Source organism: Streptomyces sp. CB02400 (assembly GCF_001905725.1).
GTDB classification, from domain to species: Bacteria; Actinomycetota; Actinomycetes; order Streptomycetales; family Streptomycetaceae; genus Streptomyces; species Streptomyces atrovirens.
The window spans coordinates 714059-736939 of record NZ_LIWB01000001.1 but is presented as its reverse complement, the minus strand read 5'-3'; the positions used below and the strand labels follow the sequence as shown (position 1 = coordinate 736939).

Sequence of the window (22881 nt, the reverse complement as noted above, 5' to 3'; positions counted from 1 at the left end):
GCGGGTGCGGGTGGTCAGCTCTTCAGGGGCGTGATCGATGTCGGGGCGTGGGCCGGTTCCGTCGCGAGGGGCTCGAACTCGACGACGTTGCCGATGTCGTTGGTCGTCGACATGGAGATGTTGGTGACGCGTTCCAGGATCGCCTCGACGACGACCGGGACCCGGAACTCCGACGCGAGCTTCTTGGCCTGTTCCAGGGCCGCGCCCAGTTCGTTCGGGTCGGTCACCCGGATCGCCTTGCAGCCCAGGCCCTCGGCGACCTTGACGTGGTCGACGCCGTAGACGCCCAGCTCGGGGGCGTTGACGTTCTCGAACTCCAGCTTGACCTGGAAGTCGATGTCGAACGCCCGCTGCGCCTGCCGGATCAGGCCCAGGTAGGCGTTGTTCACCAGGACGTGGACGTACGGGATCCTGTGCTGCGCCCCGACCGCCAGTTCCTCGATCATGAACTGGAAGTCGTAGTCGCCGGACAGGGCGACGACCTGCGCCTCGGGGTCGGCCTTCGCCACGCCGAGCGCGGCGGGGACGGTCCAGCCGAGCGGGCCCGCCTGGCCGCAGTTGATCCAGTGCCGGGGCCGGTAGACGTGCAGCATCTGCGCGCCGGCGATCTGCGAGAGGCCGATGGTGGAGACGTACCGGGTCTCGGGGCCGAAGGCCTTGTTCATCTCCTCGTAGACGCGCTGCGGTTTGATCGGGACGTCGTCGAAGTGCGTACGGCGCTGGAGGGTGGCGCGCTTCTCCTGCGCGGCGGCCGCCCAGGCGGAGCGGTCGGGCAGCCGGCCCTCGGCCTTCAGTTCCTTCGCCACCTCGACGAACAGCTCCAGCGCGGCGCGCGCGTCGGAGGCGATGCCGTAGTCGGGGGCGAAGATCCGGCCGATCTGGGTGGGTTCGACGTCGACGTGCACGAAGGTGCGGCCGGCCGTGTAGACGTCGAGTTTCCCGGTGTGGCGGTTGGCCCAGCGGTTGCCGATGCCGAGGACGAAGTCGGACTCCAGGAAGGTCGCGTTGCCGTAGCGGTGCGAGGTCTGCAGGCCGACCATGCCGGCGTTGAGTTCGTGGTCGTCTGGGATGACGCCCCAGCCCATCAGGGTCGGCACGACCGGGGTGCCGGTCAACTCGGCGAACTGGACGAGCAGTTCGGCCGCGTCGGCGTTGATGACTCCGCCGCCCGCGACGATCAGCGGGCGTTCGGCGGCGTTCAGCATGCCGATCGCCTTCTCGATCTGGGCGCGGGACGCGGCGGGCTTGTAGACCGGGAGCGGCTCGTAGGTGTCCGGGTCGAACTCGATCTCCGTCAGCTGCACGTCGATCGGCAGGTCGATCAGGACGGGGCCGGGCCGTCCTGAGCGCATCAGGTGGAAGGCCTGCTGGAAGACGCCGGGGACCTGCGCGGCCTCCAGGACGGTCACCGCCATCTTGGTGACCGGCTTGGCTATGGAGGCGATGTCGACGGCCTGGAAGTCCTCCTTGTGGATCACGGCGGTCGGCGCCTGGCCGGTGATGCACAGGATCGGGATGGAGTCGCCGGTCGCGGAGTACAGGCCGGTGATCATGTCGGTGCCGGCCGGTCCGGAGGTGCCGATGCAGACGCCGATGTTGCCGGGGTGGGTGCGGGTGTAGCCCTCGGCCATGTGCGAGGCGCCCTCGACGTGGCGGGCGAGGGTGTGGGTGATGCCGCCGGAGGCCTTGAGCGCCGCGTAGAAGGGGTTGATCGCCGCGCCCGGGACACCGAACGCGTCGGTGACGCCCTCACGCCTGAGGATCTCAACTGCCGCGCGGGCAGCGGTCATGCGAGCCATCGAGTACTCCTGCTTCGGCTGTCGGATACGTACTCCCGTCGCGCCCCGCGGCGAGTACTTCCGTATGGTGGAAATTAATTTCTACTATCTGGAATGAATGTAGGGTGGGTGGCCGAGGCCGTCAAGAGAGGGGCAAGTGCCGGACACACGGCGGACCGGTGGAGGACGATGGGCACCGCCTCGAGAACACGGGAGTGGGACCATGCCCGAGAGCGTGCCGGTGCGCTGTCCTGCCTGTCGGCGCTCGCACCGCTACACGGCACCGTCGTATCCCTGCGCGTGCGGCGCGCCCGTCACACCGCCGCTGGACCTGGACGGGGTGGCCAGCCCGGTCGGACACCGCGCCTGGGACGAGGAGTGGGTCGCCGTGCGGTGCGGGCGCTGCGGACTCCGTGGCGAGTGGCCGCGGCCGGAACTGGGGTGCCCGTGCGGGACGGTGCTGCTGATCCCGGTGGCCGGGCCACGGGCGTCCGTCCCGGCGGTGCGGCCCGAGGCCTCCGCCGTCCGTTCCGCGCGGGACGCGGTCCGGGACGCGGTCACGGCCGCCGTGCTGCATCTGCGCCGGCTCGGCCACGAGGACGTCCGCCGCACCGACCGGCGCTCCCCGTCCGGTGTCGAACTGGCGGGCCGTGGCGTCCTCGCCCAGGTCGACCCGTCGGCACGTCCGGCGACCCCGCGGGACGTGGAGTGCCTGTGGCTGACGGCGATGACCGAGTCCGCCGTCTGCCTGTACTTCACCGTCGCCGGTTACACCGAGGAGGCGCGGGCCCGCGCCGACGCGCTGGACGTCCCGCTGTTCCTGCTCGGCCCCACCGGCACCCCGCAGCCGGTGAACGGCCCCGCCGAAGCGCTGGACGCCGACGGGGCCTGAAATCCCGGCGACGAGCCCGCCACCGGCATCCGATACTCGGCGGATGCGCATCCGTCCCGCCGAACCCGGTGAACTGCCCGCCCTCCAGGACATCGAACGGGCCGCCGGCACCCCGTTCCGCGACCTCGGCATGCCGGAGATCGCCGACGACGACCCGCCCGCACCGGACGTGCTGGAGCGCTACCGCCGGGCGGGCCGCTGCTGGGTGGCGGCCGACGAACGAGGCCGGCCCGTGGCGTACTTGACCGCCGAACCCGTGGACGACGCCCTCCACGTGGAGCAGGTCTCCGTCCACCCGGACGCCGCCCGCCGGGGAGTGGGCCGGGCGCTGCTCGACCACGCCGCCGCCCACGCCCGTGGACGGGGCCTGACCGCGCTGACGCTGACCACGTTCGCCGATGTCCCGTGGAACGCCCCGTACTACGCGCGCCTCGGCTTCCGCACGCTGAACGAGCCCGAACTCACACCGGGCCTGCGGCGGATCCGCGCCGAGGAGGCCGGACACGGACTCGACCGGTGGCCGCGCGTGTGCATGCGCCGGGACGTCCCCCCGCACCCGCGGCAGGAGAGCCGGACTGCCCGGATGACGATCAGACTGGCGCGTGAGCAGGACCTTCCCGGCTTCCTCGGCCTGGCGGCCCAGGTCGAGCAGTGGTTCGGCCCGATGGTCGAGGAGCCGGGCTTCCACGACGCGGTGCGGGAGCACATCGCCGGCTCCCTGGCGCTCGTCGCCGACTCCTCGGGGCCGGACCTCCTCGGCGGACTGCTGTTCGGTGGCGAGGCGCCGACGTATCACGTGCACTGGCTCGTCGTCTCGCACCAGGCCCGGGGAACGGGCGTCGGCGGCGCGCTGATGGCGGAGGCGACGCGCCGGTGGGTGCGCGGGCCGGGTGACATCGAGGTGGTCACCTTCGGGGCCGACCACCCCGGTGCCGTCGTCAGCGGCGCCCGTGTCTTCTACGAGCGGCTCGGCTTCACCCCCGCCGAGGCCGCCGCTCCGGGTCCGGAGGGCGGCTCACGGCAGGTCTTCCGGCGGGCCGTCGCCTGACACGACGTCACGAGACGCCCTCTCCGGGAAATACCGGAGAGGGCGTCGACAGTGAACTGATCCCGGCCTGAAGGCGATGTACGTCGGTCGGGCGACTCCGCAGCGCGACGAAGCTCCCGGCAGGAGCTGTCACGGCCAAGTTCCACCGTGTCCCGCCAGGAGCTCCACGCGTCCGCCCGCCGGCGGCGGCCGACCGCAGGGCGTCGAGCCCCGCTCGCCCCGGCCCGCCTGCGGTGCGGTGACACCTGTGCGCAGCTCGCGGCCGGGTTCGGTCTCGGGGTCGCCGCGGACCCGGCCCTGTTCCTCCGGCTGGAAGCGGCACCACGGCGTGAACGTCCGGGTCCTGGACGGCCCGCTCGGCAGACTGCTGCGGGCATCGCCCGCGCTGCCCGGCACGACGCACGACCTGACGGGGACGCAACACCGCTCACGCCAGGATCCGGCGCGCCGGTGGGCAGGTCACGGCCACGCTCAAAGGCCGGCGACTCCGCGCGGGCTCCGCTGCGGCACCAACAGGACCACGGGCACGGTGAAGGCGGCCCTCGCCCTTCACCCCGCTCCGGCGCGAGAGGGCAAAAGGCTCAACGGGCCATCCCTGTCGCAGGACCACTGAAATCACCTCCGACTACGGGAAACAGAGCCATCACGTCGGGAAATGCAACAACCTCCCGCCGTCCGCGAATAACTTGATCAACCCTTTACCGGCTTGGGTTTTCTTACGGGATCTTGATGGGCAACCTGTGGGCGGCGTGCGACCGAGTGCACCATGCATCGATCAACTCGGCGTCACATCAATACACAAACGGCAGGACATGCTGCGCTCGATGCGGCACGGAGAAGAAAAATCTGAGGTGATATGTGTGCAAGGCATACGTAAATGGGGGCTGTCGGCGGCTGCCCTGACGCTGCTGGCCGGAGCCTTCCAGGGAATCCAGGCGTCACCGGCAGCCGCAGCCGACTGCTGGCGGGCCACCTGTTCGGGCAAGGACCCCGTTCAGATGGGGTGTGACGACGACGCCGAGATTCTTCAGCAGGTGGCCGAGCCGGATGCGTCGGTCGTGGTGCGGCTGATGTGGTCACCGCAATGTCAGGGCGTATGGGCGAAGGTCTCACGCGATCTCGACACGTCGCCCGACTACGTGTACCTGACGCTGTGGTCGACACGTGATCCTGACGGCGGCATTCAGCGGTCCACCGCGTCGGGCCCGCTGCCCGACGGCGTGGCGGGCGACTACACCGTGATGCAGAACTGGAAGACCACGACAGCGAAGGCGTGCTGGAACGACGTCCACACGCAATACGACCCCGAGCCGCTGAAGTACATCATCAACAACCCCACCGCCACATCGGACAAACCGGTCGACGCGAGCCTCCCGACCACCCACGGCAGTTGTACGGATTGGCTGTGAGGAAGATTATGCGTATAAGAGGTCTCAGGAGATATTTCTCCATGAACCCGCTGATGGCTCTGAGCTTGGTGGCGGCGTCCGCGGTCGCGGTCCCGCTGGTTTCCTCGGACACCACGGTGCAGACGGCCCCTGCCGCCGCGGACGACACGGCGCCCAGTCTGTTCTCCACACCCGGCAAGGAACTGGGATCCGGTTACACCTCTTCGTCGGACGCCATCGTGCAGGCCACCGGCGACGCCGAGGGACTGCACATCCTCGCGGCGAGGGAGAGCGACGCGTTCTCCTTCTATGAGATCGCCCGCCTCAACCGCAAGGAGCTGTCGGACGTCGGCCCGTGGACGGGCTACGTCTGTACCACGGGGTCGGGGAACTACGCGGCAGCGGTGTACGCCCCGTCGATGTGGTCCAACGAGCCCGGCGCGTACGCGAGAGGCGCGTTCGCCGCGGTGATCCGTCTCTCCGACGGCAAGGTCACCGAGGTTCCCGAGCGGGTACAGCTGGCGTACTTCACGCCGGGCTGTGGAGCGGGCGACGAGGTGGCGTTCACCTCCAGTTCGGCCACCGACGAGTCCGTCGGCTCGACGACGGTCATATCGGTCGACGCGGCCACCGGAGCGGTGTCCTCCCGCCGCACGGTCAAGGGTTTCCTGACCCATGTCACGCCCACTCGGAAGGGCACGTTCGGCGTGCTCGACGGCAACCTCGTCGACCTCAAGGGCGACGGCAAGAAGCTGTCCGCCCGCAAGCTCGCCGCGGTGCCCGGCCCGATGTTCGCGCTGACCGCCTCGAAGAACGGGACCGTGGACATCGGCACGGTCGACGGCAAGAGCAGCGTCATCTCCCGCTTCAACGGCAAGGACTTCACCGAACTGGGCCGAGCCCCCAAGGGGAAGGTCGAACTCCTCCCCGTGGCCGACGGCGCCGCGGTCGTCGGGCAGGTGAAGGGAATCGACACCAGCGACGCCCCGGGGCTCTTCAAGCACGCCGTGGACGGACGCGTGACCGGAATCTCCCGCCACCGTCACCTGGTGACCCACTCGGTGTTCTCCGAGCAGATGAAGGGCCTCACCACCCGCATCGGCTCCGCCTCGAAGCAGGGCGCCGGAACACTGACCGTCAAGGCGACCGCGCTCAAGACCGGCGCGAAGGCCACCACGCTCGTCGACGCCGACCGCAGGCGGCCGAAGCCGGACACCTCGCTGCCGATGGACCCGGCCGCGTTCGTCACGGCCGATGACGACGATCCTCCCACCTGCGGCGAGGGCGGGCCGGAATCACAGTGCCTGTCCGGATCCGGTGTGGACCACTACGGCTTGATCGGGCAGATGGAAACCCCCTGCATCGTCAAGCGCAACGACCCCAAGCGCCAGGCTCTCCAGGCCAGCGCGAACCAGGTCGAGTGGGCGGTCGACCAGGCCGTTCACGGCACTCTGACAATCACCCGCCCGCAGAACTGGCACGACACCGGGCTTGCCGCCTACACCCCGCAGGGCCTGTTCCCCAAGCCGAAACTGACCGGCGGAGGCGAGATTCCCGCACAGGTCATGCTGGGCATCCTCGCCCAGGAGTCCAACTTCAAGCAGGCCTCCTGGCACTCCATGAACGGTGACTCGGGCAACGTCACCAGGTCGGACTGGTTCGGCAACGAGAACGGCATCCACTACTACCCCGACCGGTCCAAGGCCGACTGCGGCTACGGCATCGCCCAGGTGACGACCGGCATGTCCTGGGAGCACTCCACGCAGTACGACGCCCTGCGCGCCGGCGCCATCACCACCGACTACGCGGCGAACATCGCCGCCGGTCTGGAGATCCTGGCCGAGAAGTGGAACCAGCTCAAGGCGCTGGGCATGAACACCAACAACGGCAGCCCGGCCTACCTCGAGAACTGGTACACGGCGCTGTGGGGCTACAACTCCGGCGTCTACACCTCCGGCTCCGTCGGTCTGGGCTTCTTCAACAACCCGGTCAACCCGAGCTACCCCGCCGACCGGCACCTGTTCCTGCGCGACAGCTATGAGGACGCCTCCACCCCCAGCGAATGGAGTTACCAGGAAAAGGTCCTCGGCTGGGCCGAGACCCCGCAGCTGACCTGGAACGGGGAAGAGTCGTACTCCGAGCCGAACATGCCGCTCGGCCGCATCACGGACGCCCCGCACGACCTGTTCTGCGACCCCGGCATCAACGCGTGCGACCCGGACGCGGCCGACCCGTGCCCGAGCTGGGACGAGCAGTGCCGCTGGGACGGCTCGGTGAACTGGATGGGCAGCTCGCAGAGCACCAGTAACTCCACCACCGAGAAGCTCAGCTACTCGCTCGGCTCGGGAGAGCCCGCACTCCAGAGCAAGTACGGTCACGGCCCGTGCATCGACCACCCGAGCGTCTACACCGGTGCCATCATCGTCGACAACCTCGGAGAGCACGAGGACACCTACGGGTGCGGGGACTTCGAGGCAGCCGACGACGGCAAGTTCACCCTCCAGGTCGGCGACAACTTCACCATGCAGAGGGACGACGGCTCGTTCCGTGCGACCCCCTACATCGCCGGCATCGACCTCCACCAGCTCGGCGCCGGGTACGACCACCACGTCTACTTCACGCACAGCTACGAATACACCGAGCCCTTCCACAGGGTCACCGGCCGGTGGCAGGTCAACCAGGCCAAGCTCCCCTCCGGAGACCAGCCCGGCCAGCGCTACAAGGTCTACGTCCACCTGCCCGCCCACGGAGCGGAAGCGGTCGTCCGCTACGACTTCATCCCGGGTGACAACACGGCGGGCGCCAAACCCGACTACTGCAATGTCAACCAGGGAACCCGCAGCGCGGGGAAGGACACCTGGTTCGAGATGGGCACCTTCACCTTCTGGAAGGGTGGCCGGATCGAGATGGACAACATCCACAAGGGCGGCACCGGAGACGACAACGTGGTGTTCGACGCGATCGCCTTCGTTCCGTTCAACTACGCGGATCCCGGCCCGTGCGCCCTTGTCGACGGTGGCCTGTGATGCGCGCCGCCGTCCGTGTTCCCGCCGTGCTGATGACTGTCGTCATCGGCGCGGCGGGAGCCGCCTCCTGCGGCCAGAGCAACTCCACGACGGCAGCGTCCGACCGTTCGAAGGCCGCAGCGCCTCATCCCGAGGCATCCAGGACGCGGACCGCACCACGTGCCGCCGATCTGCCGAAGCACGCGGTGACCAGCGACAAGCAGCCCAGCTTCGGCGCGGCGGACACGATGGCCGCCGGATACACCGGTAAGGACTTCCTCACCGGGCTCTCGAAGGACTGGAAGCTGAAGCTGGACAAACCCGTCGAACAGGAGATGCCCGACGGAAAAGAAAGAACCTACGTCCACGGACGCGGCGGGAACGGGATGACGGTTTCGGCCGGATACGCCGATCACGAGAACATGTCGTCCCTTCTGTGCAGAGTCGGCGCGAACCGATCCGATGGTTTCGACTTCCTCGCCGCCTGTACCGGACTCGATGTGGCGGGAGTCGACCACAGCAAGGCGTCCTCGTGGCTCGAGCAGGCGAAGAAGGAGACCGATTCGCTGTATGCGAAAAGGGTCGCCGAGACGGGAAACAAGAAGGAGTACGTTGTCAGCGGGGTGTTCACCTCGGGGCCGGTGACGATGGTTCTGCACCGGGCGTATGACAAGTACTCGCTGAGAGTCCTCGGGGGCGCGGTGACGCAGAGCGAGTAACCGGCTTTCGGACGTGGAGGTCCCTGCTGTCCCCGGCAGGGACCTCCACCCCGCGAAAGGGCGTTCTGTCCCGGCAGGGTTGTCCGGTTCGAGGTTCAGGTGTCGCGCCGGTTCGGGGTGGATTCCCGGGTGAGCCGGCCGAATGTCCGCTCGACCACCCAACGCCGGGGAATCACTTTGAAGCCTTTGGCTCCTGGTTCACGCTGGACGACTTCGACGTCGATGCCGGGGCGGGCGCCGTGGTCGATGGCTTTGGTGCGGTAGCCGATGTCGAGGCCCTTGCCTCCGCGTTCCGCCCGCCAGGCGGTGAGCGCGGGTCCGATCAGCTCCCAGCCCGCAGCGGACAGGTCGCCGGGATACGGGCGCTGTCGCCTCAACAGCCTCACAGCGACCCGCCACCGAAGCGTCGCCGGACAGCCCCGCCCGGACAAGACGCTCTACAGGGGCGAGCAGATGAGTTCTTCGGTCTTCTGCTTGTACTCCTGCATTTCGCCTGCCTCGTAGCCCGCTTCCTTCAGGCTCTGCATCAGTGACGCCGTGTCGCCGCACAGGCGAGGACGCTGCTGATCAAGGTAGGATTTGACGCCTTCGGCGGTCAGTTCTCCCCACGCCTGTTTGATCTCGTCGTCCTTCTCGTGCGCATAGGAAAACTCGACCCATTCCTTTTCCCGGTCCGTCAGGCGGGACGTGTCGACAGACGTATCACTTCCGCTGCACGAGGCGGCCATGAGAGTGGCCGCCACCACCACGAGACATATGCGCGCTTTCTTCACAATGCCCTCTTCTGTGTAGATCACCAGAAGCGTATTGTATCCACCCGACCCCACTGACCGGTGACCGGAAGGGGGAGGGCCTGACGCACAGAAGTGCCTGCCGAGCTGGAATACGAGGGTTTCCGCACTTCTCTCGGCCCCGACCGGCAAGGCACCTCGTAAGTGAAACACCCCCGTAATTCAGAAGTACGAGTCCGTCCCGGCCTCACCTGCCGTACCGCTCCCGCAGCTCCACCTTGCGCACCTTCCCGGACACCGTCATCGGGAAGGTGTCGAGGAGCTGGAGCCGGCTCGGGATCTTGTAGTGGGCGAGGCGGTCCGCGCAGAAGGCGCGCAGTTCCTCCAGGGTGAGCGGGTCGGCCGGATCGCGCGGGATGACACAGGCGAGCACCTCCTCGCCGTACCGCTCGTGCGCGATCCCGACGACCTGGACGTCCGCGATCTTCGGGTGGGCGTAGAGGAACTCCTCGACCTCGCGCGGGTAGATGTTCTCCCCGCCCCGGATGATCATGTCCTTGATGCGGCCGACGATCTCCACGTAGCCGTCCTCGCGCATCACCGCGAGGTCCCCGGTGTGCATCCAGCGGCCCGCGTCGACGGCCTCGGCGGTCTTCTCCGGCTCGTTCCAGTAGCCGAGCATCACGCTGTAGCCGCGGGTGCACAACTCCCCTGCGGTGCCGCGCGGTCGGGTCACCCCGGTGGCCGGGTCGACGACCTTGACCTCGATGTGCGGCAGCACCCGGCCGACGGTGCCGGTGCGGTGTTCCAGGTCGTCGTCCATGCGGGTCTGGAGCGACACGGGAGACGTCTCGGTCATGCCGTAGCAGATGGAGACCTCCTCCATGTGCATCTCCGCGACCACCCGCTTCATCACCTCCACCGGGCACGGCGAACCCGCCATGATGCCGGTGCGCAGCGAGGTGAGGTCGTACGACGCGAAGTCGGGCAGGTTCAGTTCGGCGATGAACATGGTGGGCACGCCGTAGAGCGAGGTGCAGCGCTCCCGCTGGACGGCCTCCAGGGTGGCCTTCGGCTCGAAGGAGGGGGCCGGGATGACGATGCAGGCGCCGTGGGAGGTGGCGCCCAGGTTGCCCATGACCATGCCGAAGCAGTGGTAGAACGGCACCGGCAGGCAGACGCGGTCCTGCTCGGTGTAGCCGACGGTACGGCCCACCCAGTAGCCGTTGTTGAGGATGTTGTGGTGGGAGAGCGTGGCGCCCTTCGGGAAGCCCGTCGTGCCCGAGGTGTACTGGATGTTGACCGGGTCTTCGCAGCTCACCCCGGCGGCGATCGCGTCGAGTCGCTCGGCCGGTACGGCGGACGCGCCCTCGGTCAGCGCGTCCCAGGACGGGTCGCCGATGTAGACGGTCTCCCGCAGGTCGGGGCAGGCTCCGCGCACTTGGTCCACCAGTGCCCGGTAGTCGCTGCCCTTGTGGGCGAGCGAGGAGACCAGCAGCGAGATACCGGACTGCTTGAGCACGTACTCCAACTCGTGTGCCCGGTAGGCCGGGTTGATGTTCACCATGATGACGCCGATGCGGGCGGTGGCGTACTGCACCAGGACCCACTCGGGACAGTTGATGGCCCAGATGCCGACCCGGTCGCCCGTCTCGATGCCCTTCGCCAGCAGTCCGCGCGCCACCTCGTCGACGGCGGCGCCGAACTCGGCGTAGGTCCAGCGCCGTCCGGACTCCACGTCGACGAGGGCCTCGCGGTCGGGCCACGCGGTGACGGCCCGGCCGAGGTTGGCGCCGATGGTGTCGCCGAGCAGTGGGGTCGTACTGGTGCCGTGGCTGTACGACAGGGGTGCGGTCACCGGAAGTCCTCCTCGCGGTACTCGTCGGTGGAGCCGGCGGCCGTGGCCTCGCGCAGCTCGATGCGGCGGATCTTGCCGGAGACCGTCTTGGGCAGTTCGCCGAACTCCAGGCGGCGGATCCGCTTGTACGGGGCGAGCGCCTCGCGGGAGTGCTCGAAGAGCACCTTCGCGGTGTCCGGGCCGGGCTCCCAGCCCTCCGCGAGCACGATGTACGCCTTGGGCACGGCCAGCCGCAGCGCGTCCGGGGCGGGCACGACGGCCGCCTCGGCGACCGCCTCGTGCTCCAGCAGGGCGCTCTCCAGCTCGAAGGGGCTGATCTTGTAGTCGCTCGCCTTGAAGACGTCGTCCGCGCGACCGACGTAGGTGATGTATCCGTCCTCGTCGCGGGAGCCGATGTCCCCCGTCCGGTAGTAGCCGCCGGCCATCGCCTCGGCCGTACGGTCCGGGTCGCCGTGGTAGCCGGTCATCAGGCCCACCGGACGGTCGGAGAGGTCGAGCGCGATCTCGCCCTCGGTGGCGCCGGGCGCGCCGGAGACCGGGTCGAGGAGTTCGACGCGGTAGCCGGGGCTGGGGCGGCCCATGGAGCCGGTCTTGAGGACCTGGCCGGGGCTGTTGGAGACCTGGACGGCGGTCTCGGTCTGGCCGAAGCCGTCCCGGATGGTGACGTTCCAGGCCCGCCGGACCTGCTCGATGACCTCGGGGTTGAGCGGCTCACCGGCGGCTACGACCTCGCGGGGCGGGGTGCGCAGCCGGCCCAGGTCGGACTGGATGAGCATGCGCCACACGGTCGGCGGGGCGCAGAACGTGGTGACGCCGGCCTTGTCCATCTCGGCCATCAGGCGGGGCGCGTCGAAGCGGGTGTAGTTGTGCAGGAAGACGGTCGCCTCGGCGTTCCACGGGGCGAACAGATTGGACCAGGCGTGCTTGGCCCAGCCGGGCGAGGAGATGTTGAGGTGCACGTCACCGGGGCGCAGGCCGATCCAGTACATGGTCGCCAGATGGCCGACCGGGTACGAGGTGTGGGTGTGCTCGACCAGCTTGGGGCGGGCGGTGGTGCCGGAGGTGAAGTACAGCATCAGGGGGTCGTCGGAGAGGGTGGGCCCGTCGGGCGCGAAGTGCTCGGCGGCGCCGTAGGCGTCCGTGTACGGCTGCCAGCTCTCACCGGCCCCCTCCCCCACCGCGATCCGGGTGTAGTCGCCGGGCACCTCGTCGAACTTCGCGGTGTCGGCGGCGCGCGCGATCACATGGCGGACGCGGCCCCGGTCGACGCGGTCGCGCAGGTCGGCGGGGCCGAGCAGCGGGGTGGCCGGGATGACCACGGCGCGCAGCTTCATCGCGGCCAGGGCGGTCTCCCACAGCTCGGCCTGGTTGCCGAGCATCACCAGCACCCGGTCCTCGGCGGCCACGCCCCGCTGCCGCAGCCAGTTGGCGACCTGGTCGGAGCGGCGGGCCAGGTCGGCGAAGGACAGCCGGGTCTCGTCGCCGTCCTCCTCGACGAGGTGCAGGGCGGTGCGGTCGTTGCCGTCCGCGATCACGTCGAACCAGTCGAGCGCCCAGTTGAACCGGTCGGGCCGGGGCCAGGCGAAGTCCCGGTGGGCGGTGGCGTAGTCCTCGCGGTGTTCCAGCAGGAAGTCCCGGGCCCTGCGGAACGCCTCCGTCGCCGTCGTCATCTGCTCCTCCTCGTGCCGGACCGTGCCGGACCATTGCCGCGCGGCTCTTCCCCATCGTGTAATCCGTGATGCGTGTCTCACTACCCCCGAACGGGGGTGTGCGCCCGCGCGGAGGTCGTGGTGAAGGGGTGAACAGGTGACAGCTGACCCGATGAGGGCGGGCGACGCGGTGGAGATCCGCGGGGCGCTGGCCCGGCTGCGGCGCGCGACCGGGCTGCCGGTCGCCTTCGGCGGACTGGTGGAGCCCGGCCGGCGGCAGGTGCGCATCAGCGAGCTGAGCGGCACCGCGACGCCCGCGCTGAGCGCGCTCGCGGTGACCTCGGGCAACGGTCTGGGCGGCAAGGCGGTGGCGCTGGCCCGGCCGTGCGCGGTGACGGACTACTCCGTCTCGCGGCAGATCAGCCACGAGTACGACCTCCCGGTCGCCGCCGAGGGCCTGCGCGCCGTCGTCGCCGTGCCCGTGGTCGTACGGCGTCGGGTGCGGGCCGTGCTCTACGGCGCCCTGCGCGCGGCGCACCCGCTGGGCGACCGCACGCTCGGCGCGGCCGTTCAGGCGGCGCGGGACGTGGAGCAGGCGCTGGTGGTACGGGAGGAGGCGGCGACGCTGGTGGCGGCGGCCGGTCCGGGGGCGGGGCGGCCCGATCCGGTGGCCGGGGCGGCCCGGGAGCAGGTGCGGGAGGCGCACGCGGCGCTGCGGGCGCTGGCGCCGCGGATCGCGGATCCCGTGCTGCGGGCCGAGCTGCTCGACGCGTGCGCCCTGCTCACCGCGGGCACCGCCCCGTCCCCGGCGGTGCGGCTCGCGCCCCGGGAGGTGGACGTGCTCGCCTGTGTGGCGGCGGGGGCGACCAACGGGGCGGCGGCGGAGCGGCTGGGGGTGACGGCCGAGACCGTCAAGGCGTATCTGCGGTCGGCGATGCGGAAGCTGGGGGTGCGGACCCGGGGGCAGGCCGTGGTCGCGGCCCGCCGGGCGGGGTGGTTGCCGTAGGTTTGCGGTGTTTTCCCGAGGCGGGTATTACCAGCGGTACAACTTTGGATTTCACCGTCGCCCGGTCCGCTGTAATTTGCCTCACTACACGGTCCGTCCGGAATTAAGGAGCCTGTTGCCTAATATTGGCCAGGACACGCCACACGGAGGGGAGCGGTGACCGTGCGACGGGACTTCAAGGAGCCTGCCAGGAGCCGCCCCGACCTGGTCATAGGCCGGGAGGAGCTGTACTCCGAGGCACGGGAGCAGCTCGCCCGTGGGGGCAGCGTGCTGTTGCACGGCCCCGCGGGAATAGGAAAGTCGACCGTGCTGCGGGCACTCGCGGCGGAAAACGCCGGTGCGACGGGGACGGTGTTGCGCTGCTCCGCCACGGAGTCCGAATCCCATCTTCCGTTCCTGGCGCTGGCCGATCTGTTCGGTCTGGTCCTCGACAAGGTGTCCGCCCGGCTGCCCGCCGCCCAGCGCACCGCCCTGGAGTCGGCCCTCACCGGGCGCGGCGAGTCCAGCCTCCAGCGGGACGGCCTCGCGCTGCGTCTCGCGGTGCTGTCCATGCTGCGGGCGCTGGCCGCCGAGGGTCCGGTCCTCATCGTCGCCGACGACCTCCAGTGGCTGGATTCCGCCAGTGCCGAACTCCTCGGCTTCGCCGCCCGGCGGCTCGGCGACAGTCCGGTGCGGATGCTGTGCGCGGTGCGCACGGACGGCGAGGAGTACGACCGTCATCTGCGCGCCTGCCCGCCGGACACGCTCGCGGTGCGGCTGGGCCCGTTCTCCCGGACCCAGGTGTCCGCGCTCCTCGACCACCGCGGCTACACCGCTCTGTCCCGCTCCACGGCCCGTGACATCCACCGCACCAGCGGCGGCAACCCGCTGTTCGCCCTCGAACTGGGCCGCGCCCTCGCCGAGAGCCCCACCCGGCCCAGACCGGGCGAGCCGCTGCCGGTGCCGACCTCGCTGCGGGCCCTGGTGCTGAGCCGCCTGGAGATGCTGTCGGACGAGGCGCGCCGCACCCTGCTGGTGGCCAGCGCGGGCGCCCGCCCCACCCTGGCGCTGCTGCACGCGGCCGGCCGGGAGAACGCCGAGGCGGAGACGGCGCAGGCCGCCGCGCTGGGCCTGCTGGCGACGGACCACGAGGAGCCGGCGCTGCGGTTCGCGCATCCGCTGATCTCGGCCGCCCTGTACGCGGAGGCCCCGGCGCGGGAGCGGCGGGCCGTGCACACGGCGCTGTCCACGGCGGCCTCCGACCCCATCGAGCGGGCCCGGCACCTGGCGCTGGCCGCCACCGGCCCCGACCCGGAGGTGGCGGCCCGGCTCGCGGAGGCCGCCGCGCTGGCCCGGGACCGGGGGGCGCCCTCGGTCGCGGCCTCGCTCGGGCTGCTCGCCGCCCGGCACACCCCGGCCGACGGCGCTCCCGGCCCCGACGAGCGGCGGCTCCAGGCCGCCGAGGACGCGATCACCGCCGGCGAGGTCGACCTGGCCCGGGACATAGCGCGCGAGGTGCTGACCCGGGCGACGGTGCCGGCCGAGCGGGTGCGGGCGTGGATGGTGGTCATCGAGGCGGCCGGGCAGGCGCTCGGCGAGGTCGACGCCGTGTTCCCGCAGGTGCTGGCCGACGCCGGCGACGACCCCCGGCTGCTGGCCCTGGTCCACTACCAGCTCGCCTGGCGGGAGGTGGTGGTGGACGGCGACTTCGCCAAGTCCCGTCAGGAGGCCGCGCACGCCGCGGAGCTGGCCGCACGGGGCGGCGACCGGCGCACCGAGCTGATGGCGCTGGCCTTCCAGTCGTCCACCGAGACTTTGATGGGCCACCCCGACGCCCCCTCGACCATCCAGCGGGCGCTCCAGGAGCCCCAGGACCCCGATGTGGCCTGCCACCACAACGGCGCCGCGATGGCGAGGTTCCGCTGGCTGCTGATGAGCGACCAGTTGCCGGAGGCCCGTACGGCCGTCACGGCGCTGCTGCGGGAGGCGCGGCGGCGCGGCATGGTGGAGAGCGAGGTGCACTTCTCGCGGCTGCTCGCCGACACCGAACTGCGTTTCGGGCACTGCGGCCGGGCCCTGGACCTGGCCCGCGAGAGCCTGCGGCTGGCCCGGGACTCCGGGATCGGCGAGAGCGCCTCGGCCACGCTCGCCTCGCTCGCGGAGGCGTCGGGCGGGGACGTGGAGCGGGCGCTGGCACTGGCTCGCGAGGCGTCGGACCACGCCGAGGTGGACGGCGACCAGTTGTACCTCTCCCTCGCCCTGGCCGCCCTCGGGTACGCCCAGTTGGTGGCGGGGGACGCGCAGGCCGCGGTCCGTTCGCTGCGCCGGGTGCGGGAGCTGGAGCACGGCATGGGCGTCAGCGACCCGGCGCGGGGCCGCTGGCAGGGCGACCTCGCCGAGGCACTGGTGCGGATCGGTGAGCCCGGCGAGGCGCAGGAACTCATCGACGTCACCCGTGTGCACGCGCTGCGCCTGAACCGCGCGAGTGTCCTCGCGGTGCTCGACCGCGCCGAGGCGCTGGTGCGCGCGGCACGCGGTGAACACCAGGCGGCGCACGAGCAGTTGGCGTCGGCGCAGGAGCGGCTCGCCGGGCTGGGGTACGGCCTGGAGGAGGCGCGGGCCGCCTTCGCGCTGGCCCGGCTGCGCGGGCGGGGCCCGGCGCCGGCGGTGTACGACGAGGCCGCCCGGCTGTTCCGGCGCTGCCGTGCGCTGCCGTGGCTGCGCCAGGTGGAGCGGGCCGTGGCCGCCGGCCCCACGGAGGCGGAGACCGTGCCCGCCGCCACGCCGGGCGCCCTGGACGGGCTGGCCGCGATGGAACGGCAGGTCGCCGCGCTGGTGATGGAGGGCGCCACCAACCGGGAGATCGCCGGGCGTCTGTTCATCAGCGTCAAGACCGTCGAGGCGACCCTCACCCGGGTCTACCGCAAGCTGGGGATCCGTTCACGGGTCGACATCGTCCGGCTGGCGGCGGGCCGTCGCACGAAGTAGCGCCGGACCCGCCGGGCAACCGAGGGTTTTCCCTGCCCCAACTCCCTTAGGGGGTTCCCTCATTGGGACGATCGCGCTCCGGGCCGTAGCGTAACGGCGTGCCGCTCGCCGGGCACACGGGGGCCTGTCCCGAGGCCCTCGTGCTCGACCCCCACCCCGCGCGATCCCCCACCGGCCGTCCCGTGAGGAGACCCATGTCCGGGCTCACCCGTGCCAAGAAGGCCGCCGCCGTCTGCGCGGCCACCGCTGCCGCCGCCGCGACGGCGCTGATCGCCGCCCCCTCCTCCGCCGTCGCCGCCCCGCAGCCGATCGTCGGTGGTACGACGACCACGACGTCCGCGTACCCGTTCATGATGCAGATCACCGACGCCTCGCAGAACCAGTTCTGCGGCGGCACCCTCGTCTCGCCCACCAAGGTGGTCACGGCCGCGCACTGCATGGCCGGCGAGACCACGCGCAGCGTGCGGGTGGTCGGCGGGCGCACCTACCTCAACGGCACCAACGGCACGGTCGCCAGGGTCAGCGGGATATGGATCCACCCCGACTACAGAACCGTCACCCGGGGCGACGACGTGGCCGTGCTGACCCTGTCGACGCCGATGCCGTACGCCACGGCGCCCTACGTGTCCTCCTCCGACACCTCGGTGTACGCGGCCGGCACGACCACCCGCATCATCGGCTGGGGCACCACCTCCTCCGGCGGCAGCTCCTCGAACCAGCTGCGCACCGCGACCGTGCCGACCGTCTCCGACACGAGCTGCCGCGGCTCCTACGGCGGCCGGTACGTGCGGAGCGACATGGTGTGCGCCGGCTACTCCTCGGGCGGGGTGGACACCTGTCAGGGCGACAGCGGCGGACCGCTGCTGATCGGTGGCCGGCTGGCGGGGATCACCTCCTGGGGCGACGGCTGCGCGGCGGCCGGCTACCCGGGCGTCTACACCCGGCTGACCACGTTCTCCGCGGACGTGACGGCACAGGTCGGCGGGTGAGGGACACCCCCATGGATTCCTGAGTACCCCTCAGGTGGCAAACCAGGGGGCGTTGCGGGCTTCCACGAGCAGCCCGCAACGCCCCCTCTCCATGCCCGCGTTCACTCCCGTACGGTCCCGAAGCGGATGTCGTACGCCGTCCCCGGGTGCATCACGTGGAGCATCCGCTCCCCCTCCGCGACGACCTCTTCCCGCCGTTGCCCGTCGAGCCGGCCGAACGGCTCGATGACGAGGGCGTGTTCGTCCAGCCGCCACAGCCCCGCCAGGAACCCGTCGACGAGGAGGGTGCGGTAGGCGATGTTGCCCTGCCAGTGGCGGCCCCGGTACTCGGACGGTACGACGCGGGTGCGGTCGGCGTGGGAGAGGAGCAGGTTGTCGAACTCGGGCAGGAAGCGGGGCGGGGCGGGGGTGTCCGGGCCTGGGCGGGGCGCGTCCGGGAGGTCGAAGAGCTCGACGCCGGCTTCGTCGCGGAAGGTGACGAGGTCCGGGCGGAGGCGTTCGAAGGCCTCGCGCAGCCTGGTCAGTCCGGCCCAGGTCTGCATGTCCTTCACGGAGGCCGGTCCGAAGGCGGCGAGGTAGCGCAGCACTGTGGCGTCCGGCGCCGGCGCCGGCTCGGCGGGCCTGCCCAGCCAGTGCTCGGCGGTGGTGAGCGTGACCTGGCCGCTGCGGCCCCACAGTCCGCGCGGGGTGATCTGCACGAGGGGGAGCTTGCAGCGGGCGGCGACGGAGAGGGACTGCGGGTCGGCGTCGGGCCACTCCTTCAGCAGGGCCTCGCGCAACTGCTTCATGGTGCGCGGTTCGGCCTCGACGAGTTCCCGGGCGAGGGCGGCGAGCCGGTCCAGGTCGACGCCCGTGAGCCCCTTGCGGAACTGGTTCAGCTCGCGGTCGCGGGCGGGCTGCACCAGGGGCCGCAGGGTGAGGCAGTCGCGGGCGGTGTGGGTGTGGATGGTCGAGCGCATGGTGACGATGCGGGCGACCGCGCGGCCGGCCATCGGCCGGGACAGCGCCTCGGGCGTGAAGCCGTCGAGGCGGGCGGCGAGCGCGTAGTAGGGCGGCTTGACGTTCTGCGCCTGGAGACCGACGAGATGCCCGACCGCGTCCTCGGCGGACTTCGGTGAGCGGCGCAGCAGCAGTTGCCGTGCGAGGGTGGCCCGGTTCAGCGCCCGTGTGCCGAGCACCTGCTTCGTCGTCGTCATACCCGCACGCTAGCGGCCATCGCGGTCAGATTCTGTCCCCGATGGCCGCCGGCGTGCGGTGCTGATTGCCTCCCGCCGGAGCGGGGCACTCGGTGCGCACTGTGTACGGACGAGAGCGATCAGGACCGCGAAGGATCCTGCTGACCGGGTGGTTCAGCTTCCGCGACGGGGAGGCGACCGCCGGGGACGTGCTGGCGCTGCGCCGCGTGGAGGAGGTGCTGCGGGGCGCCGGGATGGCGTACGACGTCGTATGGAGCCCCGGGTTCCGGCCGGAGGCGCCGCACTTCGACGACGTACGGCCCGGCGACTACTCGCACCTGGTGTTCGTGTGCGGGCCGCTGCACGGGCCGCAGGTCGAGGAGCTGCACCGGCGCTTCGCGCACTGTGTGCGGATCGCCGTGGGGACGTCGGTGATCGACCCGGGCGACGCGGCCGTGACCGGCTTCCACCGCGTGCTGGCGCGGGACGCCCCCGGCAGCGAGCCGTCCGAGGACCTGGCGGCCCGCGCCCCGGCGGTGCCCGCGCGGCCCGTGGTCGGGGTGGTCCTCACCCACGGGCAGCAGGAGTACGGGGAGCAGCGGCGGCACGGGCAGGTCGCGGAGCAGGTGACGCGCTGGCTGGCCGGGAAGGACTGTGCCCGGCTGGAGTTGGAGACCCGGCTGGACACCCGTGACTGGCATCTGAGCGCGACGCCGGCGCAGGTGCAGTCGGTGCTGGCCCGGCTCGACCTGGTCGTCACCGACCGGCTGCACGGGCTGGTGCTGGCGCTGCGGGTCGGCACGCCGGTGCTGGCGGTGGACCCGGTGGCCGGCGGCGCGAAGGTGACCGCGCAGGCCAGGGCCTGCGGCTGGCCCGCGCTGCTCGCCGCCGAGCAGGTGGACGCGCGCCGGCTGGAGCGGTGGTGGGACTGGTGTCTGACCTCGGGCCGGGTGGCCGCCCGGCAGATGCGCGACGCGTTCCGCGAGGGGCGGGTGCCGGACGGGGCGGACCGGCTGGTGGCGGTGCTGGCGTCGCGCGCCGGCGCCGGTTAGGCCGGACGGCTCCCGGGCACCCGGACGTCCTTGCCCTCGCGGTCGTTGGAGGAGAGACGGTGTCCATCGGTCGGCTCCCTGATCACGAACAGCACATCCTCGACGAGATCGAGCGGTCGCTCAGCCGCGACCGTCGTCTGGCCCGGCGGCTGCGCACGCTCCGGGTCCGCCGGGGACCCGACGTGACGCGTCTGCTGGCGCGGATCACGTCCTACCGTCCACGCGGCCGGACCGTGGCGTTCCTGCTCGCGGTGTCCGTCGCGCTGATGGTGACCGGCATCGTCACCTCGGCGCCGTGGGCGATCTGGGCGTTCGCGGCGGTGTGGCCGCCCACGCTCTTCGCGGTGTTCCGGCTGCTGTGCCGGTGGTCCGGCGGCTGAGCGTTTGCCCTCCGAGGGCGGCGGGGACCCGGCGCGGCAGGAGGTGATGGTCGTGCCCGAACCCGGAAGCAAGAAGTACGACACCCGCCGGGCCCGGCTCCGCAAGGACGCCGAGGACTCCGGAGTCTCCGACCAGGACGCCAACACGGCCGCCAACGAGGAACTGCAGGAGGGCGAGGGCCTGCGCAGCCGCGGCCCCCGCACGGACCGCGGCCGCGGCCCCAAGGGCGAACGCCCGGGGAGCACGGACTGAGCCCACGCACACCGGGGCCCGCCCACCTTTGGTGGTGGGCGGGCCCCGGTGTGCGCGGCGCGGCTCGGCGCCGGCGGTGCGTGTGCCGCCCGGTGCGCGTGGCGCCTCTCGGCGCTGGTGTGGCGTTGAGCCCCGGTGGTGCGCATCGGTAGCGCCGGTGCGGCGCGAGCCCGGTGCGCGCGGCGCGGCTCAGCCGGTGTAGCGGCGGGCCGTGGAGGTGCGTTGGGTGGGTTCCAGGAGGCGTAGGCGGGACTCGACCTCGTACGGCAGGACCCGGCGTTCGCGCAGGACCCAGGGCAGGGCGGAGGCGGCTTCGGCGAAGGCGCGCAGGGAGGCGGTGTCGCGGGGGACGGTACGGGCCAGGTTCAGGGTGCGGCGCAGGGCGGGGCGGACCGGGCGGCGCAGCCAGGTGAACCACAGGGTGTTGCGGATGCCGTGCATCCGGCGCAGGGTGGCGTCCCGCGCGGCCGACGCCTGGTGGTGGATCGTCAGGTGATCGGCGTAGGTGAGCCACCAGCCGTCGGCCGCCAGGTCGGCGGCCAGCAGCTCCTCCTCGCCGCCGAGCCAGAGGCGCGGGTTGAAGCCGCCCGCGGTGCGGAAGGCATCGGTGCGCAGGACGGTCGCGGCGGCCAGGAAGGAGCCGAGGGCCGGGCCGGGCAGCCAGGGCGGGCCGGGGACGGGCGATTCGCGCAGTTCGCGGACGATCGGGTCGTCGGTGCCGTCCGGTTCGACGATGATCCGCGCCGTGACCGAGCCGAGCGCGGGGTGCCGGTCGAGCAGGTCGGCGGCACCGGCGAGGGAGCCGGGCGACCACCAGGAGTCGTCGTCGCAGAAGGCGACGTACGGCGTGCGGACGTCCCGTACGGCGAGATTGCGGCCGACGGCGCCGAGGTTGCGGCCGGGGCGCAGCAGGCGGACGTCCGGGTGGCGGCGGGCGACGGCCTCCGCGGTGCCGTCGGTGGAGCCGTTGTCGGTGACGGTCACCGGCGGCTCCTCGGGAAGGGCGGCGAGTTCGGCGAGGGTGCGCAGCAGTTCGGGGCGCCGGTTGTGGGTGATGACGACGACGGTCGTACGGGGGTCGGTCATGCGGTCGTCCTCTCCGGCTCCAGCAGACGGGCGGCCCGTTCCACGTGCGGGGGCAGCGGCCTGCGCTCGCGCAGGGCCGCCGGCAGGCGGGTGAGGGCCTCCCGCAGGGCGCGCCGGGCCTGGTCGTCGCCGCGCGCCTCGGCCGCGAGGGCCCCGGTGCGGGCGAGGGCGTACGGGACGGGGCGGCGCAGCCAGGCGGTCAGGACCGCGTTGCGGCGCTGGAGCGCCGGGCGGCGGGGGCGGGCCGCGGGGGCCGGGTGGTGGTGGGCGACGACGTCGGGGCAGTGGGTGACGCCCCAGCCGCGTGCGGCCAGGTCGTAGGCGAGCAGGGTCTCCTCGCCGCCGAAGAACAGCAGCCGGTGGAAGCCGCCCGCGTCGAGGTAGGCGTGCCGGCGGACGACGGCGCCGCAGGCGAGGAAGCCGAGCACCTGGGTGCCGGGGAGATCGGAGGCCGGGCCGAGGGGGGAGCCGGCGAGGACGTCGTTGAGCGGGTCGGGGGCGGCGGCCGGGCCGACGAGGGTGCGGGCGGCGATCAGGCCGAGCCGTGGGTGGGCGTCGAACAGCTCGGCCGCCCGGCCGAGGGCACCGGGCGCCCACCAGGAGTCGTCGTCGCTGAACGCCACGTACGGGGTGTCGAGGGCGCGGGCCCCGTGGTTGCGGGCGAGAGCGCCGTGGTTGACGGGCAGCGCCAGCACCCGCACCTCGGGAAAGTCCCGGGCGATCATGGCGCGGGTGCCGTCGGTGGAGGCGTTGTCGGCGACGAGGATCTCGGGCCGCTCGGGCAGGGAGCGCAACTGCCGGAGGGTGACGGCGAGCCGCTCGCAGCGGTCACGGGTGGCGATGACGACGCCGAGCCGCGGGTGATCGGTCATGGTGCGTACTCCCTTCCGCCGGCCGGCCCTGCA

Annotated in this window: 18 protein-coding genes and 3 pseudogenes; 13 read left to right on the top strand and 8 right to left on the bottom strand. The window is 71.7% G+C overall.

Annotated features, from left to right (window positions below):
- Positions 1-14: 14 nt before the first annotated feature.
- The gene (gene gcl / locus AMK33_RS03090) at positions 15-1799 is read right to left on the bottom strand and encodes a glyoxylate carboligase (protein WP_073931102.1); all 1785 of its coding nucleotides are present in this window, start codon (positions 1797-1799) and stop codon (positions 15-17) included.
- Positions 1800-2001: 202 nt separating this feature from the next.
- Here gcl and AMK33_RS03085 point away from each other — a divergent pair, with 202 nt between their 5' ends.
- From AMK33_RS03085 to AMK33_RS03065, 7 genes and pseudogenes are all read left to right on the top strand, one after another.
- Positions 2002-2670: a hypothetical protein gene (locus tag AMK33_RS03085; protein WP_073931101.1), complete on the top strand. Its 669-nt coding sequence runs from the start codon at positions 2002-2004 to the stop codon at positions 2668-2670.
- Between the two features lie 43 nt (positions 2671-2713).
- A pseudogene (locus tag AMK33_RS43580) lies at positions 2714-3130 on the top strand (GNAT family N-acetyltransferase); the annotation flags it as partial.
- A 123-nt stretch (positions 3131-3253) separates the two neighbouring features.
- Positions 3254-3718, top strand: a complete 465-nt coding sequence (locus AMK33_RS43575) for a GNAT family N-acetyltransferase (RefSeq protein ID WP_235617976.1) — start codon at positions 3254-3256, stop codon at positions 3716-3718.
- Between the two features lie 316 nt (positions 3719-4034).
- Positions 4035-4145 (top strand): annotated as a pseudogene (locus AMK33_RS43570) (IS5/IS1182 family transposase); the annotation flags it as partial.
- Positions 4146-4578: 433 nt separating this feature from the next.
- Positions 4579-5127 carry a DUF2690 domain-containing protein gene (locus AMK33_RS03075; RefSeq protein WP_158075108.1) on the top strand — a complete coding sequence of 183 codons (549 nt, stop codon included), beginning with the start codon at positions 4579-4581 and terminating at the stop codon, positions 5125-5127.
- Positions 5128-5168: 41 nt separating this feature from the next.
- A complete protein-coding gene (locus tag AMK33_RS03070) occupies positions 5169-8132 on the top strand; it encodes a hypothetical protein (protein ID WP_073931099.1) in 2964 nt (987 codons plus the stop codon).
- Positions 8132-8830, top strand: a complete 699-nt coding sequence (locus tag AMK33_RS03065) for a hypothetical protein (protein ID WP_073931098.1) — start codon at positions 8132-8134, stop codon at positions 8828-8830. Before AMK33_RS03070 ends, AMK33_RS03065 begins: the two co-directional genes overlap by 1 nt.
- A gap of 95 nt (positions 8831-8925) precedes the next feature.
- On the opposite strand, the pseudogene AMK33_RS43565 reads toward AMK33_RS03065, so the two are convergent.
- The 4 genes and pseudogenes from AMK33_RS43565 to AMK33_RS03045 form a co-directional block, all read right to left on the bottom strand.
- Positions 8926-9051 (bottom strand): annotated as a pseudogene (locus AMK33_RS43565) (IS5 family transposase); the annotation flags it as partial.
- A 216-nt stretch (positions 9052-9267) separates the two neighbouring features.
- Positions 9268-9627, bottom strand: coding sequence for a hypothetical protein (locus AMK33_RS03055; RefSeq protein ID WP_073931097.1), 360 nt, complete (start codon positions 9625-9627; stop codon positions 9268-9270).
- A 181-nt stretch (positions 9628-9808) separates the two neighbouring features.
- Entirely contained in the window at positions 9809-11419 is a 1611-nt protein-coding gene (locus tag AMK33_RS03050) for an AMP-binding protein (RefSeq protein WP_073931096.1), read from the bottom strand.
- Positions 11416-13089 carry an AMP-binding protein gene (locus AMK33_RS03045; protein ID WP_073931095.1) on the bottom strand — a complete coding sequence of 558 codons (1674 nt, stop codon included), beginning with the start codon at positions 13087-13089 and terminating at the stop codon, positions 11416-11418. The genes AMK33_RS03050 and AMK33_RS03045 overlap by 4 nt, the downstream gene beginning before the upstream one ends.
- A gap of 151 nt (positions 13090-13240) precedes the next feature.
- Here AMK33_RS03045 and AMK33_RS03040 point away from each other — a divergent pair, with 151 nt between their 5' ends.
- From AMK33_RS03040 to AMK33_RS03030, 3 genes are all read left to right on the top strand, one after another.
- Positions 13241-14074 (top strand): helix-turn-helix transcriptional regulator, encoded by an 834-nt coding sequence (locus AMK33_RS03040; protein ID WP_107424997.1) that lies wholly within the window; start codon positions 13241-13243, stop codon positions 14072-14074.
- 156 nt (positions 14075-14230) lie between these two features.
- Positions 14231-17041, top strand: a complete 2811-nt coding sequence (locus tag AMK33_RS03035; protein ID WP_073931093.1) for a helix-turn-helix transcriptional regulator — start codon at positions 14231-14233, stop codon at positions 17039-17041.
- Between the two features lie 194 nt (positions 17042-17235).
- Positions 17236-18030, top strand: coding sequence for a S1 family peptidase (locus AMK33_RS03030; RefSeq protein WP_073931092.1), 795 nt, complete (start codon positions 17236-17238; stop codon positions 18028-18030).
- A gap of 101 nt (positions 18031-18131) precedes the next feature.
- Here AMK33_RS03030 and AMK33_RS03025 read toward each other — a convergent pair whose 3' ends face one another.
- Positions 18132-19226, bottom strand: a complete 1095-nt coding sequence (locus tag AMK33_RS03025; protein ID WP_073931091.1) for a winged helix DNA-binding domain-containing protein — start codon at positions 19224-19226, stop codon at positions 18132-18134.
- Between the two features lie 101 nt (positions 19227-19327).
- Between AMK33_RS03025 and AMK33_RS03020 the strand changes: the two genes are divergently transcribed.
- Genes AMK33_RS03020 through AMK33_RS03010 form a run of 3 tightly spaced genes read left to right on the top strand, consistent with a single transcriptional unit; the run spans position 19328 to position 20890 of the window.
- Entirely contained in the window at positions 19328-20257 is a 930-nt protein-coding gene (locus AMK33_RS03020; RefSeq protein ID WP_073931090.1) for a polysaccharide pyruvyl transferase family protein, read from the top strand.
- Between the two features lie 59 nt (positions 20258-20316).
- Complete coding sequence (locus AMK33_RS03015; protein ID WP_073931089.1) at positions 20317-20637, top strand: DUF3040 domain-containing protein; 321 nt, start codon at positions 20317-20319, stop codon at positions 20635-20637.
- Between the two features lie 52 nt (positions 20638-20689).
- Positions 20690-20890: a hypothetical protein gene (locus AMK33_RS03010; protein WP_201262949.1), complete on the top strand. Its 201-nt coding sequence runs from the start codon at positions 20690-20692 to the stop codon at positions 20888-20890.
- 189 nt (positions 20891-21079) lie between these two features.
- Here AMK33_RS03010 and AMK33_RS03005 read toward each other — a convergent pair whose 3' ends face one another.
- Together AMK33_RS03005 and AMK33_RS03000 are read right to left on the bottom strand one after the other, a co-directional pair.
- Positions 21080-21976 carry a glycosyltransferase family 2 protein gene (locus AMK33_RS03005; RefSeq protein WP_073931087.1) on the bottom strand — a complete coding sequence of 299 codons (897 nt, stop codon included), beginning with the start codon at positions 21974-21976 and terminating at the stop codon, positions 21080-21082.
- Positions 21973-22848 (bottom strand): glycosyltransferase family 2 protein, encoded by an 876-nt coding sequence (locus AMK33_RS03000; RefSeq protein ID WP_073931086.1) that lies wholly within the window; start codon positions 22846-22848, stop codon positions 21973-21975. The genes AMK33_RS03005 and AMK33_RS03000 overlap by 4 nt, the downstream gene beginning before the upstream one ends.
- Positions 22849-22881: the final 33 nt, after the last annotated feature.

Excerpts from the sequence above, each read along its gene's own strand:
- AMK33_RS43575 (WP_235617976.1), top strand. The coding sequence starts at position 3,254 with ATGACGATCAGACTGGCGCGTGAGCAGGACCTTCCCGGCTTCCTCGGC.
- AMK33_RS03005 (WP_073931087.1), bottom strand. The coding sequence starts at position 21,976 with ATGACCGACCCCCGTACGACCGTCGTCGTCATCACCCACAACCGGCGC.
- AMK33_RS03065 (WP_073931098.1), top strand. The coding sequence starts at position 8,132 with ATGCGCGCCGCCGTCCGTGTTCCCGCCGTGCTGATGACTGTCGTCATC.
- AMK33_RS03085 (WP_073931101.1), top strand. The coding sequence starts at position 2,002 with ATGCCCGAGAGCGTGCCGGTGCGCTGTCCTGCCTGTCGGCGCTCGCAC.
- gcl (WP_073931102.1), bottom strand. The coding sequence starts at position 1,799 with ATGGCTCGCATGACCGCTGCCCGCGCGGCAGTTGAGATCCTCAGGCGT.
- AMK33_RS03040 (WP_107424997.1), top strand. The coding sequence starts at position 13,241 with ATGAGGGCGGGCGACGCGGTGGAGATCCGCGGGGCGCTGGCCCGGCTG.
- AMK33_RS03000 (WP_073931086.1), bottom strand. The coding sequence starts at position 22,848 with ATGACCGATCACCCGCGGCTCGGCGTCGTCATCGCCACCCGTGACCGC.
- AMK33_RS03045 (WP_073931095.1), bottom strand. The coding sequence starts at position 13,089 with ATGACGACGGCGACGGAGGCGTTCCGCAGGGCCCGGGACTTCCTGCTG.
- AMK33_RS03030 (WP_073931092.1), top strand. The coding sequence starts at position 17,236 with ATGTCCGGGCTCACCCGTGCCAAGAAGGCCGCCGCCGTCTGCGCGGCC.
- AMK33_RS03070 (WP_073931099.1), top strand. The coding sequence starts at position 5,169 with ATGAACCCGCTGATGGCTCTGAGCTTGGTGGCGGCGTCCGCGGTCGCG.
- AMK33_RS03025 (WP_073931091.1), bottom strand. The coding sequence starts at position 19,226 with ATGACGACGACGAAGCAGGTGCTCGGCACACGGGCGCTGAACCGGGCC.